This window comes from Henriciella mobilis (genome assembly GCF_003576285.1).
Classification (GTDB): Bacteria; Pseudomonadota; Alphaproteobacteria; order Caulobacterales; family Hyphomonadaceae; genus Henriciella; species Henriciella mobilis.
In genome coordinates this window covers 261,688-277,379 of record NZ_QWFX01000016.1, presented here as the reverse complement: position 1 = coordinate 277,379, position 15,692 = coordinate 261,688, and the positions used below count along the sequence as shown (strand labels likewise).

The 15,692-nt window shown below is 62.1% G+C and carries 14 protein-coding genes; 9 read left to right on the top strand and 5 right to left on the bottom strand.

Features of this window, described 5'->3' with window-relative positions:
• Nucleotides 1–17: 17 nt before the first annotated feature.
• Nucleotides 18–500, top strand: coding sequence for a hypothetical protein (locus D1223_RS16700; protein WP_119377493.1), 483 nt, complete (start codon nt 18–20; stop codon nt 498–500).
• Here D1223_RS16700 and D1223_RS16695 read toward each other — a convergent pair whose 3' ends face one another.
• The 3 genes from D1223_RS16695 to D1223_RS16685 all read right to left on the bottom strand — a co-directional run bounded on the left by D1223_RS16695 (nt 501) and on the right by D1223_RS16685 (nt 4,509).
• The gene (locus tag D1223_RS16695) at nt 501–1,721 is read right to left on the bottom strand and encodes an MFS transporter (protein ID WP_119377492.1); all 1,221 of its coding nucleotides are present in this window, start codon (nt 1,719–1,721) and stop codon (nt 501–503) included. It abuts the gene before it with no gap.
• Nucleotides 1,722–1,776: 55 nt separating this feature from the next.
• Entirely contained in the window at nt 1,777–3,789 is a 2,013-nt protein-coding gene (locus D1223_RS16690) for a hypothetical protein (protein ID WP_119377491.1), read from the bottom strand.
• A gap of 90 nt (nt 3,790–3,879) precedes the next feature.
• Complete coding sequence (locus D1223_RS16685; RefSeq protein ID WP_119377490.1) at nt 3,880–4,509, bottom strand: nitroreductase family protein; 630 nt, start codon at nt 4,507–4,509, stop codon at nt 3,880–3,882.
• 167 nt (nt 4,510–4,676) lie between these two features.
• Between D1223_RS16685 and D1223_RS16680 the strand changes: the two genes are divergently transcribed.
• From D1223_RS16680 to D1223_RS16670, 3 genes are read left to right on the top strand one after another with little or no spacing between them, the layout of a single operon-like run.
• The gene (locus tag D1223_RS16680; RefSeq protein ID WP_119377489.1) at nt 4,677–5,339 is read left to right on the top strand and encodes a TetR/AcrR family transcriptional regulator; all 663 of its coding nucleotides are present in this window, start codon (nt 4,677–4,679) and stop codon (nt 5,337–5,339) included.
• A 23-nt stretch (nt 5,340–5,362) separates the two neighbouring features.
• Nucleotides 5,363–6,538 (top strand): efflux RND transporter periplasmic adaptor subunit, encoded by a 1,176-nt coding sequence (locus tag D1223_RS16675; RefSeq protein ID WP_119377488.1) that lies wholly within the window; start codon nt 5,363–5,365, stop codon nt 6,536–6,538.
• Nucleotides 6,539–6,544: 6 nt separating this feature from the next.
• Nucleotides 6,545–9,679 carry an efflux RND transporter permease subunit gene (locus D1223_RS16670; RefSeq protein WP_119377487.1) on the top strand — a complete coding sequence of 1,045 codons (3,135 nt, stop codon included), beginning with the start codon at nt 6,545–6,547 and terminating at the stop codon, nt 9,677–9,679.
• 20 nt (nt 9,680–9,699) lie between these two features.
• On the opposite strand, the gene D1223_RS16665 is transcribed toward D1223_RS16670, so the two are convergent.
• Nucleotides 9,700–10,953, bottom strand: a complete 1,254-nt coding sequence (locus D1223_RS16665; RefSeq protein ID WP_119377486.1) for a TadE/TadG family type IV pilus assembly protein — start codon at nt 10,951–10,953, stop codon at nt 9,700–9,702.
• A 192-nt stretch (nt 10,954–11,145) separates the two neighbouring features.
• Here D1223_RS16665 and D1223_RS16660 point away from each other — a divergent pair, with 192 nt between their 5' ends.
• Nucleotides 11,146–11,682 carry a GYF domain-containing protein gene (locus D1223_RS16660; protein ID WP_119377485.1) on the top strand — a complete coding sequence of 179 codons (537 nt, stop codon included), beginning with the start codon at nt 11,146–11,148 and terminating at the stop codon, nt 11,680–11,682.
• On the opposite strand, the gene D1223_RS16655 is transcribed toward D1223_RS16660, so the two are convergent.
• A complete protein-coding gene (locus D1223_RS16655; RefSeq protein ID WP_119377484.1) occupies nt 11,679–13,322 on the bottom strand; it encodes a choline dehydrogenase in 1,644 nt (547 codons plus the stop codon). The two genes, D1223_RS16660 and D1223_RS16655, sit on opposite strands and share 4 nt — an antisense overlap.
• A gap of 192 nt (nt 13,323–13,514) precedes the next feature.
• Between D1223_RS16655 and D1223_RS16650 the strand changes: the two genes are divergently transcribed.
• The 4 genes from D1223_RS16650 (at nt 13,515) to D1223_RS16635 (ending at nt 15,692) form a co-directional block, all read left to right on the top strand.
• Nucleotides 13,515–14,099, top strand: a complete 585-nt coding sequence (locus tag D1223_RS16650) for a PilZ domain-containing protein (RefSeq protein ID WP_233350061.1) — start codon at nt 13,515–13,517, stop codon at nt 14,097–14,099.
• Nucleotides 14,100–14,161: 62 nt separating this feature from the next.
• Nucleotides 14,162–14,965, top strand: coding sequence for a serine O-acetyltransferase (gene cysE / locus D1223_RS16645; RefSeq protein ID WP_119377483.1), 804 nt, complete (start codon nt 14,162–14,164; stop codon nt 14,963–14,965).
• Nucleotides 14,966–15,029: 64 nt separating this feature from the next.
• Nucleotides 15,030–15,407: a hypothetical protein gene (locus D1223_RS16640; RefSeq protein WP_119377482.1), complete on the top strand. Its 378-nt coding sequence runs from the start codon at nt 15,030–15,032 to the stop codon at nt 15,405–15,407.
• Between the two features lie 75 nt (nt 15,408–15,482).
• Nucleotides 15,483–15,692, top strand: coding sequence for a DUF3126 family protein (locus D1223_RS16635; RefSeq protein WP_119377481.1), 210 nt, complete (start codon nt 15,483–15,485; stop codon nt 15,690–15,692).

Sequence of the window (15,692 nt, the reverse complement as noted above, 5' to 3'; positions counted from 1 at the left end):
ACGTGCAGGGAGACGACATGAGCAGACCGAAAGCCGGCGATATCCTGCAGCTCGACCTCGGTGACGGACAAAAGGGCTACGTGCAGGTGTCGGAAGCCGGCTTGCTGATTGCCTTCGATGTCATGACGCCTGCCGATCTGGCGCCAGAGGTGCTGAAGGACCTGGACGTCGTTTTTGCCGTGCATGTGCGCGATGACGACCTGCACCGGGAGCGCTGGCCCGTCATTGGCCATATGGATGTGCCGGGCGATCTGAAGGGCCATCCCCTGATGTTTCGCCAGGACGCCTCGACCGGCCGGCTAAGCATTGCGCATCCGGGCCTGCCGGGCGGCGAAAAGGCCGCGACTTTAAAAGAGTGTATCGGTCTGGAGCGGGCAACTGTCTGGTCGGCTGCGGCGGTGGAAGAGCGATTGCGGGACCACTTTGCCGGCCGGGAAAACCGCTGGCTCCAGGAGCTTGCCATCGACCTGCAGCGCGTCCCCGAAGACCAGTTGCGCTAGCTAGCGATGGCTCGCGGCCGCCCGGGCGACCAGCCGTGGCGAGACGACCGCCATCAGGATGCAGGCGCCAAGACACCAGACGCTCATCCAGACAAGCTGTGTGGGAAGGTCGATGCCCGCATCGATGAGCGCGCCTGTCAGGCCCGGGCCGAGGGCGGTCGAAAAGACCATGGCCGCGACGATCACCGCGCGGATCGCGCCAAGATGTTTCACCCCATAGACCTCCGGCCAGAGCGCGCCGAGCAGGGTCGAGGTGAAGCCATAGCTGACGCCGATCAGGATCATGAAGACATAGACACCCCAGGCCGATGAGAGATAGGCGGCCGCCGCGCTGGCAACCGCGAGCGGTAGCAGGAAGAGCGGCAGCAGGCGGGGCGCCCCGAACCGGTCGACGAGCTGGCCACAGACAAGGGCGAACAGCACCGTTGTCACGGCTTTCAGCGGAAAGGCGGCAGCAAAGGCGAGCGGGGAGTAGCCGCGTAGCTCAACCAGGTAATCCTGATGGAAGAAGATGGTCGTGCCGATAAAGGGCGGCGCCAGCACGCAGGACAACAAGGCATAGAAATAGGGGTCGCGGAGCACCTCACTGCGCGTCCAGTCGCGGGCGGTATGGTGTGCAGGGCCCTTGTCGGCAGTCTCGCCGGGGACGCGCTCCACCCGCCACAGGACATGGATCAGCGGAAGCGCCAGCATCATCAGCGCGGCAATGGCGACGATCCAGGCCGCCTGCCAGCCCGCCGCCGAGGCAATCAGCGCGAAGGAGATTGGCAGCAACGCCTCACCTGCCTGATGGCCGGGGACGACGAGCGAGGTTGCGCGGCCGCGATTGGCGGCAAACCAGCGCCCGGTCTCGGTCAGGGCGATATGGGTCATCATGCCCTGGCCGAAGAGGCGCAGCAGGTAGAGCGCGAGAACCATCACCGCGATGCTTGGCGCAAAGGCGATGAGCAGGCAGGCTGCAGACAGGCAGGGGATGACGAACCAGGCGACATTGCGGCCCGGCATCCGGTCGAGGATGCGGCCGATGAAGGGCAGGGTCAGCGCGCTGGCCAGGGTGGCGACCATGTAGGTCAGGCCAAACTCGCCATCGCTCAGCGAGAATTTCGCCCGCAACTCTTCACCCGACAGGCCGATGAAGAAAGTCTGGCCGAAAGACGAAAAGAAGGTGAGCAGGAAGCCGCCCGCGATCCATCGCGCATTGGTCTTCAGGAATGAAAACATGACGCCTTTCTGGCGCGAATGCGCGGCTGTGGGAACCTGCGATCATGCAAGGCCGCTAGTCGTAGAAGCACTTCTCCGTGCCATCGCCCAGAATGTAGCAGCGGCCCTGATAGTTTGGCGGTGGGCGGTAATCTGGCTTCCAGTCGAAGATCGGGTGGCGGTAGGCCTTGCGGGCATACTCTTCGGCGGCAACGCGCTCAGCCTGGGCGCGGCCCTCATACATGGCCTGAGCCCAGCGCCAGACAGTCCCGCACTCGCGGCTGTTATAGCCGAACCGGCTGCAGATGTCGCTCGCATCGGCCTCATTTGGCAACTGCTTGTACCTGTTCCAGTAAGCCTGCAGGTATTTGCCGCCTTGCGTCCGTGCAACGGTGTAGAAGACGTCGTTGAACTGGATTTCGTAGCCATTGGCGAGAATCTCATCGGCCTTTTCGCGCTGGCTTTTGGCGAGGCGCTCGGCGCGGACCGCCGCCCATTGCTCGGGGTATTCGCGCCCCATGCGGGAGTCGTATTTTTCCTCGAACAGGGCCCGTGCCTGCTTGATGATCTCTTCGGTGACGAGGGTTTGCGGATCATCGGGAGATGATTTGTAGAATTGAGGATTACGATGCTCCGCCGTCTGGCGGACGTAAGCATCTTCCCCGGAAGCTCCGAGCGTGTACCAGTCAGAAATACCGCCTGCCGCGCCAAGGTCCGGGTCTTCAAAGAAGCGCACGGCGGCGTGAAGCGGCATGGATGGAATGTCGTCGGGGTTCTGACCCCTGAACATGTCGCGGTACAGCCCCTCATCCATTGACCCGACCCAAACGTCTGCCAGTTTCAGGGCGTTGACCGCATACAGATTGACATTGATCGGTGCCAGCTCGTTCACGTTACCGGCTAGTGGCTCCTTGAACTCCGGCCCGCCAACGACATGGGTAATGAAGCGGTAATAGCGATCCGGCCCTTCGCCGTAGACAACGAGCCAACCGCGTACGCCTGAAACCGAAATGTCCATGTGGTCGTTCACATAGAGAGGCACCATGCCCACGGCGCCGTCCTTCAGTTCGACCGGCGTACCATCCTCCAGGCTCAGCGGCACATAGATGTCGCCGTTAAAGACGCCGTGGCCGGAGGCGAGCGTCCCCCGCTTTTCCAGCGGCATATTTACAAAGTCGGTGCCGGAACTCCTGGCGAGACGATCGAGTTCTTCATAGCTTTTGGGGCTCAACCGGGTCCATTGATTGGGGGGCTTGTTATCGAGCGAGTGACCAATCGCCATGATGGTGAGCTGCGGACCGAGATGGTCGATCTCCAGCTTGAACGGGTCGACATAAACAGAGAATTCGCTGCCATCTTCGGCGCGCACGGGGAAGGCATAGAGATTGTTGTTGAAGACGTAATAGTCGTTGCCCTTGTCCGGCTCGCGCCGTTCCACGACGCGGTCGAGGGTCAGGTCGAACTCGCCCGTCGGGCCTGGAAAGAAGTAGGATTTCAGACCGTCTGAATTTGTCGGGCCTTCAAACCGGACAACGGCGGGCTGGTCTGGCTTCTTCCCGTAGTGTTGATTGATATGCGACCAGTAGAATGAGGTCGGCGTAAACGATGCTGTGCCGTCCAGCGTGACGTACCCATACTGTAGATCGACCCGTTGCACATAGGCGAGCTTGTCGGATACGGGATAAGCCCACCTGTATTCAGCCGGCAGCAGGATGTTTCCCTGGTCGTCCGCAATGCCGGTCAGAACGGTCTGCCTGGCGATGTAGTAGAGATAATTATTCTTGCCGAAGCCGAGGTTGTCCTGGGCGAACTTCTCGTAAGCCGGCCCGGTTGTGCCCTGGCGTTCGAGGATAGGGATGAGTGTTTCCTCGTCGGGTATGAAATGCTTCACCAGGGACAGCTTCTTGGGAGCGGCGCCCTCTGTTGAGGGGCGAACATAGACCTGTTCGGCCTCGATGATGCAGCCAACGCCCTTGTTGGGCTGGCGGCATTCGGTGTCGAACTTGTCAGTGGAGCTGTAGTTCTTCCAGGCATGGGCCGGCAGGGAGATGGCGGCCATTGCGACAATGGCGGCGAGTCGTCTGATCATGCGTCTTGCGTCCCCGAATCAACAGGATCGACAATTCACGAGCTCACATGACTTTGCAATATTTCTCGCAAGGCGAGGGGGTTGGAAACGTCAGGGAGTCCAGCGCTGGATGAGCGATGAAGCGTCCGGCCGGGCGCGTTCCTGCGGATCCATGGTCGCGGTGCCGAGATAGATGAAGCCGGCCACGCGTTCACTGTGCTCAAGCCCGAGCAGCTTGTTGATGCCGCTGGAGAAGCTGATCCATTCGGTCAGCCAGCAGCCGGCCCAACCAGCGGCATTCGCCGTCAGGAGGAGGTTGTAGGCGAGCGCACCGGCAGAGAGTTCCTGCTCCCACACAGGGGTACGATTATCGTCCTTCGGGCTGGAGATCACCGCCACCACGACGGGGGCCCGCATGAACAGGCCGCGTGTTGTCTCAACTTCCTTGTCACCCGCCATCGGGGCCTCTTCCAGGTGAACCTTGGCCGCGGCCTCCCCGAACGCAGCGCGCGCATCGCCTTCGAAGACGATGAAGCGCCATGGGGAGAGCCGCCGGTGGTCGGGCACGCGGGTGGCCGCTGCCAGGATGTCGTCAAGCTGCTCACGGTCGGGCCCGGGATTGCCGATCGCGACCTTGTTGGCCGAACGGCGAAGCGACAGGAATTTGCGGACATCGCTGGACGGGCGTGTGGCGAGCATCGGCTCGCCGACGGGCGGGGCGGGAGGAAACATCTCGGTCATGCGCGCTAGATAATCTGGACGGCGCTGAATTCATAGACACAAGTCCGGCCTATGCGCAGACCATCAGCGGCTGGTGCTGAGTGAACAGCGTTCACAAAATGAACACCCTTTTCTTTTTCGCACTCCTGCGCTATGTGAGAAGTCTGGTCGGTTTACGCTGAGTTCCCATGGAAGACGAGCTTCACACTCCTGCAGAGCGCCGGCGCATCCGTGTTCGCGGGGCTATTCTTGAAGCCGCCGAACGGGTCTTCGCGGTTGAAGGGGAAGCCGGGCTTTCGATCCGCCGGATCGCGGACGAAATCGACTATTCCCCGGCCGCCATCTACAAGTATTTCGGGTCCAAGGACGAGCTGATCGACGAGCTTAAGGAGGCTTTCTTCGGCCGCATCCTCGAGAGCGTCAACCTGATTGCCGACCGGGCCGAGCCGTTCCCGACGCGGGCGCGCCGGTGCGTGTCGACCTATGTACGCAAGGCGCTCGAGAAGCCGCATCATTATGTGGCGGCCTTTTCAGGTGTGGCGCCACCGGCGCCGACCGTGCCGGAGGGCTGCGAGTTCAGCGATTCCAATCGCGCCCAGGCCTTCGCCATCCTGACCGAAATGGTGGGCGAGGGGCTGGACAATGGCTGTTTCCGGCCAGAGCTGGTGCGCGATACAGCCGCCAAGTCGATCTGGGCGTCGATGCACGGCCTTGCGATGATGATTGCCCATTTCAACGATTTTCCGTCCATGGCGACCATGCCCAGCGCCATGAGCCAGGACGACTTCATAGACTTTCACGCCGACCTTATCATCCGGAGCCTGGAATCCGGTCCGACCAAACGAGACTGAGACCAGCCCAGCAGGAGCGCACCATGCAGGAGCCATCAGCACACGTGGCGAAAGAGCCGAGGCCGAGTTTCCTCAAGGGCCTTCTCTTTCTGATCGTCATCGCCATTTCGCTGGCGGGCCTCGCCGCCTTTGTCCTGTCCCAACGGTCCAGCGAGGGACCGCTCGTCATCAATGAAGCGCCGACCCCGCTCGGTGTGGATGTCATCGAGGCGCGCCTGCAGGCATCGCTCGATCTCGATGAGAAGTTCAGCGGTCTTGTGTCAGCCAAGCGTACCAGCCAGCTCGGCTTCCAGAGCGGCGGACGGATTGCCGCTCTGAGGGCCGATATCGGCGACCGGGTCGAGCAGGGACAGAGCCTGGCGGTTCTCGACACGCGCGCACTGCGTTCGCAGCTGGCCTCCGCCGAAGCGCAGGTCGACGAAGCAATCGCCGCGCACTCGCTCGCCGTTTCAACGGTGGAGCGCCAGCAAGCCCTCCTTGAGAAGGGTCATGTTTCCCAGCAGCGTGTCGACGAAGCCGCTGCGCAGGCCACGACGGCACAGGCACGGATCAATGCCGCCAGGGCCCAGGCTGAAGCGCTTCGGGTCCAGATTGACCTGTCGCAGATTTCAGCGCCCTTCGCGGGCGTGATCACCGAACGCATGTTCGATGAAGGCGCCATCGCCGCTCCGGGCGCGCCTGTCTTTGAACTGGTCGAGACGGGGGCCCTCGAGGCGCGTATTGGCTTGCCATCGGCCCTCGCAGCCGAACTTGAGCCGGGCGAGACCTATACGCTCACCGTGGACCGGGGCCCGGTCGAAGCAGAGCTGAGATCGGTGACGGGCGTCATCAATGCCGGTCAACGGACGGTCGCAAGCGTCTTCGAAATCCTTGATCCGGAGGCTGTTTCCGTCGGCGCCGTGGTCCGCATGAACATGACCCGGCAGGTCAATGAACCAGGATTATGGGTGCCGGTAACGGCGCTGTCTGAAGGCCAGCGCGGCCTGTGGTCCATCTATATCGCCAGGAAGGATGACGACACGTGGACTGTGCGTCCCGGTCTTGTGGAGGTCATCCAGAGTGAGGGCGACCAGGCTTTTGTCCGGGGGGCGGTCTCCGACGGCGATCTCATCATCATCGACGGCCTGCAGCGGATCACGCCCGGCCAGGAGGTTCGGCCGCGCCTCGACCAGACCGCCAATGCGGCTGACGAGGGATAAGCCGCCATGCGCACGCTGTTCTATCGTCTGCCGCGGCTGAGCATTCTTTTCATCATGGTTGTCATCGCTGGCGGGATCGGTTCGATCCTGACGCTTGGCCGCCAGGAAGACCCGACACTGGTCGAGCGCTATGGCTATGTCCTGACGACCTTGCCCGGCGCCGATGCCGAACGCATCGAAGCCACCGTCACCGACCCGATCGAGTCGGCCCTGCTTGAATTGCCCGAGGTCGAGGAGGTCCAGTCGACGTCGCGAGCCAATGTCTCGCAAATCGGCTTGCAGATCGACGAAGGGCTGACGGAAGCCGAAGTCGACGATGCGTGGACGCTGATCCGGGCAAAGGTTGACGGCGCGCGGGCGAACCTGCCGCAGGGTAGCAGCATCCCCGAGGTCCATCGGCAATATGTCGGTGCCAGCACCATCCTTGTCGGTCTCGTCTGGGAAGGCGAGGGAGAGCCGGAACTCGCTGTCATGGCGCGGTTTGCGCGCGCCCTGTCGGATCGCTTCCAGACGCTCGCCGGGACGGAAGAAACCGAGATCTACGGACTCCCCATAGAGGAGGTCCGGGTCATCATAGACCCGCAGGCGCTCGCCGCAGCCGGTCTGTCCATGCCGCAGGCGGCCCAGCTCATTGCTGCTGCGGATGCCAAGACGCCGGCCGGACAAGTGCGCGGGGAAACCTCCAATGTCGGCCTTGAAATCGGTGGCGCGTTTGACGGCATCGCCCGGATACGGGCCGTTCCGCTCCAGCAGCGTGCGGACGGGACCGCCCTGCGCGTCGGCGACATTGCCGACGTCCACAAGGGCATAGAAGATCCGGCCACGGTTGCGAACTTTACCGACAACAAACGCTCAATTGTTGTTGGCGCGTTCATTCAGCCGCATCAACGCGTCGACAAATGGGCAGAGACAGCCCGCGACCTGGTGGCCGAATTCGAAGCGGAGTCGCCTGACGAAATTGATGTCCGGATCCTGTTCGACCAGAGCGTCTACACCGAGACGCGCCTGAATGGCCTGGCGCAGAACCTCGCCTTTTCGGCCCTGATCGTCTTCCTCGTCCTGTTCCTTGTCATGGGCTGGCGGGCGGCCATTGTCGTCGGTGCAGCGCTGCCGCTGACCGTGGCGCTGGTACTGCTCCTGTTCAACCTGTTCGGTTACAACCTGCACCAGATGTCGGTGACGGGCCTGGTCATCTCGCTCGGCTTGCTGATCGACAATGCCATCGTCGTTTTCGATGAGTACGACCAGGAACGCGCGCGCGGCCATTCGATCATCGATGCGATCGACATCGCCATCCGGAAGCTGTTCGGGCCGCTATTCGCCTCGACACTGACAACCGCCCTCGCCTTTGCCCCCATTGCCATGATGCCGGGCGGCGCAGGCGAATTCATCGGCATGATCGGCGTTTCGGTGATCTTCTCGGTTGCGACGTCTTTCCTGCTCGCCATGACGATCACACCCTTCCTTGCCGGTCACCTGGACCGCAAGCGCAAGCCCGGCGAGCGCAAGAACTGGTTTCGGGACGGTATCTCCATCGACGCCGTGACCGATGGCTATCGCTGGACGATTGGTGCTGTCCTGCGCTTCCCGGTCCTCGGCCTGCTGATCGGGATTGTCCCGACCGTGACCGGTTTCATGCTTGGCTCCACCCTGCCGTTGCAATTCTTCCCGCAGACTGAACGTGACCAGTTCCAGGTCCAGATCACGCTGCCGCCGACGGCGACCATCCATGAAGCGCGCCGTGCGGCTGAGCGGGCGACGGACCTGCTTTACACCTATCGCAATGTCGAGATGGTGAACTTCACACTCGGCGAAGCCGCGCCGCGTGTCTACTACAACGCTTTCAACAATACGCAGGGCGTGCCGGGCTTCGCAGCCGGATGGGTGCAGCTCAAGGATGCGATGTCCACGCGCATCATGGTGCGCGACATTCAGGACAAGCTGCGCGAGGATTTTCCTGAAGCACAGTTCCTGGCGCTTCCATTCGAACAGGGCCCGCCTGTGGATGCGCCGATCGAATTCTTCATCCAGGGCAACAATCTCGAGACGCTGAACGCCCTCGGCAACGAGACACGCCGCATTCTCTCGGGCGTCCCGGGCATTACCTATACCCAGGCGAGCCTGCAGCTCGGGGCGCCCGTCGTGACCATCCGCGCCGACGAAGCGGCCACCGCGATGTCAGGAGACCGGCTGGTCGATCTTGCCAATGACTTGCGCGCCGAGCTCGAAGGGGTGCCAGCCGGGTCCATCCTGGAGGGCATCGAGGAAGTCCCGGTGCGGGTGATCGCGCCGCCCGAACGCCGCTCTCAGCTGGCTGACCTGCGCTCCAAGACCATCGGCAACGGCCCGGACGGGTCCGGCGCGCCCATCGCGTCGCTGGGTGAGATCACGCTCGATCCGCAGACCGCTGTCATCACCCGATATATGGGCCGGCGGGTCAACCAGATCTACGGCTTCACCGAACCCTATTCGCTGCCGCCGCCCGTCATGGAGAAATTCCAGTCAGCACTCGACTCATCGGCCTTCAGCGTGCCGCCTGGCTACGAGATCATTATCGGCGGCGAAGAGGAAACCCGCACCGAGGCCTTGGGCAATCTCGCATCGCTGGCCGTCCCCCTTGTGCTGATCATGGCCGGGGCGGTGGCACTGGTGTTCAACTCCTTCCGCATGGCGCTTGTCATCCTGATGACGGGCGGGATGTCGGTCGGCCTCGCCTTTGGCGGGGTGTGGATGTTCAACCTGCCTATGGGCTTCAACGCCATTGTCGGCGCGCTCGGCCTGCTTGGCATCTCGATCAACAGCTCGATCGTGGTGCTGTCGCTGCTACAGGGCAGCGAGGCCGCGCGGCGAGACGATGTTATTGCGCAGCGCGAGATTGTCGTCGCCGCCACACGGCACATTGTTGCGACGACGCTGACGACAATGGGCGGATTCGTGCCGATCATCCTTACGGGAGATGTCTTCTGGCTGCCCCTGGCGACGGCCATTGCCGGCGGGGTGGCCGGTTCGGCGCTGCTCGCGCTCTACTTCGCGCCAGCTGTGTTCCGGATCATGACGATGAAGCCGATGCTCCGTTCCTGGCGGGCAGTGACGGGACGCGGCTGGCAGCACCCAAGGGATGCTGCGCAGCCGGCCGAGTAGGCGCAGGTGGGGGCGCGCGCCTAGCTCGAAATCCTGAGGTCTGCCGGATCGTTGCCATCATTGGCAGGCGACTCGACCCCCGGCGTCAGGTCCCAGTTGGTCTGGTTCAGCTTCAGCGTGTTCACGACAAAGGTGAACTTCCGGGCATGCCAGATGGAATTGGCATTGTAGGTCGTGTCGCGGCTCGGCAGGTAGACGAGGCCTTCGATCTTGAAGTCGCGCGAGTCGTTGAAGATGAAGTTCGACTTGGGCAGGCCGGACGGTTCGAAGAACATGATGTCCTTGTAGTCGCCGCTGGTCGGCGGCGTCAGGTTCGACTTCACAGCGCTGTTGAACTGGATGCCGGACTTGTTGTCATGGAAATAGAAGGTCACGCCATCGCCATACCACTCGCCGCCATTCACGTTCCAGCTTGAGCCGTTGAGGATGTAGAGGCCAGGCGCGAAATCGACGTAAGGCTCGCTGTTGAAGTTGATGTTCCCGCAATAGGTGCCGGGATGCATGGTGACATTGCCACCATTGAAATTCTTGCTGGAATAGTCGCAGTCACCCGGATTGACGGTCGGCATCTTGGCCGTGAACGGCTCCTGCTTGGGCTCGCAGGACGTCTCCATGTTAGCGATCGGCCCGTAATTGTTGGTCACGCCCGGGCCGGCGATGCAGATGTCCGAAAACTGGATATTGATGTTCGAACTGAAGCTGGCCGCCGCGCTGTTCATCGAATTGACCTGGATGGCGCATTCCGGCGCGACGACGGTCGCTTCGGAGTTGAAGGTCAGCGCGTGGTTGGCGCTTTCGTCGAGCACCCAGATGCAGGTCTCGGCAATGTCTTTTGGCTGTGTGACGGACGCCGAGAGCGTCACCGGGATATTGTTGATGCCAAGAATGGCCGCAAAGGTTGTCCCGACATTGGCGGTCGCCGTGCCTTTGTAGACGACCTCGTTTCGGGTCTCGGCGAAGGAGAAATTCGCGATGGGGTCGAGCTTTGCCAGCTGGTTTACGTTCGATCCGAAATAGGCGTTCGCCGTTGTCTGGAAGCTGGACGTCCCTTCCTGCGCTGCGGAAAGCAGGCTGGCATCGAGGGCTGCACGAAGCGCGGATTTCGCATTCGAGCTGCGGACCATGTCGACCGAGAAGCCGACCATGCCGATGACTGGAATGGCGAGAAGCGCGAACAGCATGGTCGTTCCGCCCTGTTTTGATCGGGCAAGTGTCCCGGCAGCGCGGCCAAGACTTCCGGAGAGCGTAGCGTTGGACAGGTGGGTGCGTGGCATGACAGTTCCCCTTGCACTCTGAAACCGTCTGCCAAGGCTATGGGCCGGGGTTCTAACGGGACGAAAAGGTAAAGGCTGAAATTTACCGAAAATTCAAAAGACAACTGCGGCTGGCCCACGCGTTTTAACGCCCTGCTCAGCTTTTTACGTGAAGAAACAGGTGTGTCGCTGGCAATGAGGGAAAGGCCGCAAATGGCAGATACTGCGCTTGAGCTGGGAGAGGTCGATCCGCCGAAATGGCGCGTGCTGGTTCACGGCACGACTTATGGTCCCTATACGCTCGGCCAGATGCAGTCCTTTGTCCGGGAGCGGCGGATCGGCCCTGAAAGCCGGGTTTCGGGCGCGGCAACCGACGAATTCCTCGCCGCTCATGAGCATGATGCCTTGCGAAGCCTGTTCGAGAGCGGCGGGCGCCATGGCGATGACGCCGACAACGAACCCGCCAATTATCTCATCGTCACGCGGCTCAACGGGACCGGCAAGATGCAGATCATTGGGGCGCTCAATCGGCTGGGCAAGTTCGCCGAGGTGATGCCCGGGGTCTGGACGCTCCGCTCGCGCGCCCGCCAGGCCCGCGTGCGCGAACGCCTGCAGGCCACGATCGGCCCGGGCGACCAGGTCATGATCTCGAATGCGACGACGGGCCGGCTGGCCTGGCTCAATCTCGGCCCGGAGTCGGATGTCCATATCCGCCGGGTCTGGGATGCGCCGCTCGAAGAGACGGCCTAGGCCGGCTCGGCGATCTCGGCCGGGGTTGGCGCCGGCTTCCCGAGGATCAGGTCTGCCGCCTTCTCCGCAACCATGATGGTCGGTGCATTGGTATTTCCGCCGATGAGCGTCGGCATCACCGAAGCGTCGACCACCCGAAGGCCCGTCACGCCGCGAACTCTCAGATCGCCATCGACAGGGGCGGCGTCATCGATCCCCATGCGGACGGTGCCGACAGGGTGGTAGATCGTTTCGCCGGTCTCGCGGACAAAGGCGTCGATGTCGGCATCTGACTGGACGCCCGGACCGGGCAGGATCTCGTCACCGCGAAAGCCGGAAAAGGCCTCCTGGCGTGCGATGTCCCGGCAGATCTTCACGCCTTCGCGAATGGCGCGGCGGTCTTCCTCGGTCGCCAGGTAGTTGGGATCGATTGCCGGATGATCGAATGGATCGGCACTGTTCAGTGTGATCGTGCCCCGGCTTTCCGGGCGCAGCTGGCAGGCATGGATGGTGAACCCGTCCATGTTCATCTGCTGGCGTCCATGCTCCATCATGATGGCATTCACATAGTGCAGCTGCAGGTCAGGCCGGTCGAGGCCCTCGCGGGACTTCAGAAAGGCTCCGGCCTGCAGGAAGTTGTCGCGGCCCGGCCCCTGCTTGCGCAGCAGATAATTCAGCCCGACGGCGATCTTCTTCAGGCCGGCCTGTTTGGAATAGGCGGACAGTTTCTTCGTCATCTTGTGGATGACGGTCACGTCCAGGTGGTCCTGCAGGTTGCGGCCAATCTCTGGCCGGTCAGCGATGACCGTGATGCCGTGCTGGCGCAGATGGTCGGCCGGCCCGACACCGGACAGCATCAGCAGCTGGGGCGACTGGACGGCGCCGGCGCAGATGATGACTTCCTTCGCCGCTTCGACCCGTTCAGGTTCTGCCCCTCTCCTGGCGACCAGTTCGACGCCATGCGCGTGGCCGCCGCGAAACACGACCTTGCTGACGAGCGCGGTGGATTTCACGGTCAAATTTTTCCGCTCGTCGAGGATCGGACGAAGGAAGGCGTAGGAGGTGCTCCAGCGGGCGCCGTCATTGATCGTGCGCTGATAAGCGCCCATCCCTTCCTGCTGGGCACCGTTGAAGTCCTTCGTGACGGCATGGCCGGCCTGTTCGCCGGCCTTGATGAAAGCCTGATAGGGCTCAGCGTCGAGCGGGCTTTCCTCCACGACGAGCGGACCGTCGCCGCCATGATACGCATTGGCGCCATTCTGGTAGCCTTCGGAGCGCTGGAAGTAGGGCAGGACGTCGGCATAGCCCCAGCCGCTGAGACCCGACTGGCGCCACTGGTCATAGTCGCGCGCATGGCCGCGGATATAGATCATGCCATTGATCGAAGAGGATCCGCCCCAGCCCTTGCCGCGCGGCCACCACAGCTTGCGGCCATTCATGTGAGCCTGAGGCGTGGTGTAGAAGCCCCAATTGTGCGGGTTTTCTTCCTTGATCAGATTGCCCACCCCGGCCGGCATGCGGACCATGAGGCTGTTATCCTTGCCGCCGGCCTCGATCAGGCAGACTGACACAGACGGGTCAGCCGAGAGCCGGTTTGCGAGAACGCATCCCGCGCTGCCCGCACCGACAATAATGTAATCGAAGCTTTCGTGCTGGTTCATTGAGCGTCTCCTCCGGCCCAGATAGTTGACGGGCGATAAATGACGATAGTGTCAGTTTCGCATAAACCTTCAACCATTTATGAACGGGCGATGCATAGTCTTCCACTTCCGGTCGCGTCCGGGACGGGTCCTCAACGTGGACGATGGAGTGGCATCTTGCAAAGCAGCATCAAGCCTAAAGTCCAACCGCTCATGCGAGCCGATCTGCGCAAGGATCGGCGGGCAAATGTCAGGGTTGATCTGGCGCTGAACGGCCGCTTCCTTGGCGACGGCTCTGAAGATCACGGCTTGCTGACGCGGAACATTTCCTGCGGTGGCGCGGAAATCATCGCCAATGTCCGCCCGGACGTTGAATCCTCACTCATTTGTTATCTCGACGATCTTGGCCGGCTTGAAGCCGAAGTCGTGCGCCAGACGGCGCAGGGCTTTGCGGTCAAGTTCAACATCACGCCCCGCAAGCGGGACAAGATTGCCGACCGCCTGACCTGGCTGGTGAACTACAAGCAGCTTGGCCTGACCGACGAACGCGAAGCGCCACGCTATGCCGGGGGTGGCCCGGCGCTGGTCACGCGCCAGGATGGCCGTGTCATACAGTGCCGCACGATCGACATCTCGCTGTCGGGCGCAGCCTTCGAGGCGGATGGACCAGCCCCCTCCGTCGGTGAGATTGTCACCATCGGCAACCTGCGCGGTGAGGTGGTCCGCACGCTGCGCAATGGCTTTGCGATCCGTTACATCCATCGCAATGAAAAGAGCGAATCTCCCGCCAGGGCTTGAACGCCTGCCTGCGATACGCCATTTCAGCCCCCGTTGTGAGTTCGGCACGGAGGCCGCTAGCCATGGTCGAGAACCCCGATATCGGTGCGCCGCCGCCGCCATGGAAAAGACTGCGTTTCGAAGCGAAGGCCGCGGCATCCGACGAACAGGCGCTTGCGAGTTACATCGACGCCGCCATCCTCTCGCACGATACGATCTGCCAGGCGCTGGCCTTCCATCTTGCTGAAAAGCTTGCCGGCCCGGAAATGGGCGCGCAGCAGATTCGCCATATCATCGCGACGGTCTATGACCACGAGCACGCGCTGGTCGATGCCGCAGAGGCCGACATGCAGGCCGTCCTGGAACGCGACCCGGCCTGCCGGGGCATGCTGCAGCCCTTCCTCTTCTTCAAGGGCTTCCTTGCGCTACAGACACACCGCGTCGCCAACCGCCTCTGGCGCGAGGGCCGCGAAACGCTGGCCTTCCACTTTCAGTCCCGCGCGAGTGAGCTGTTCGGCGTTGATATCCATCCGGCTGTGAAGATGGGAAGCAGCGTCATGCTGGACCATGCTTCAGGAATTACCATCGGTGAAACGGCGGTGGTCGGCGATGGCTGTTCGATCCTGCAGGGCGTGACCCTGGGCGGGACAGGCAAGGAAGTCGGCGACCGCCATCCGAAGATCGGCAAGGGCGTGCTTGTTTCCGTTGGCGCGAAGGTGCTCGGCAACATCACCATTGGCGACGAGGTCAAGATCGCCGCCGGCAGCGTGGTGCTGAAGGATGTGCCGGCGCGCACGACCGTGGCTGGCGTACCGGCACGCGTCGTTGGCGGCGAAGGTGCACAGCCAGCGCGCAATATGGATCAGACCATACCGGAGTCGAAATAGTCCGCCTTGGCGGAACCGGCTGGTTTGTTTAACGTCTCTTCCGGGTGCTGGAAGGGAGATTGCCATGTGGAAGCTGCTTCGCGGATTCTCGCTCGTTTCATCGAAGATCGTGGCGACCTTCTTCATGGTCATCTTCATGATGCTGCTCGGCTTCGCCTTCTTCCCCGACCTTCTTAACCGGCTGTCCGATTTCACGAACTGGATCGAAGGCAACATCCGTGACCCTGACATGGATGAGCGCGGCAAGTTCCTGTTCCGCACGCTGGTCAATGAAAACACGATCTTCGGCATCATCATGACGCTGATTGCGCGGGCCGTCGTGGAATTCATCTTCTGGATCAGCGGCGTGCTGTGGCGGCTGGTGAATCCGCCGGAAGAGAAGGATGAGGCTCCTGCGCCCAAGCCTGTTGGCGATGCACCGCCGACCTATTACGGCAACTGAGGATTTTTGCGGTCCCGGCATTTAAGCCATCAGCGTTTTGCCGTAAGGCCGGTCCGGAACCGACAGGAGAGATTCATGGAAAAAGAAGAAACGCTGCGCCTTGAGGCCTATCTCAAGGAAAAGCTCAATCCCGGAATCCGGCTTGTGTCGCGCAGCCAGACAGACGATTCCGTCGAAGTCTATCTCGGCGCCGAGTTCATCGCCGTCGTCTACAAGGACGTCGACGAGGGCGAAGTGGCCTACCAGTTCCAGATGACGGTTCTTTCCGAAGACATTCGGGGCTAG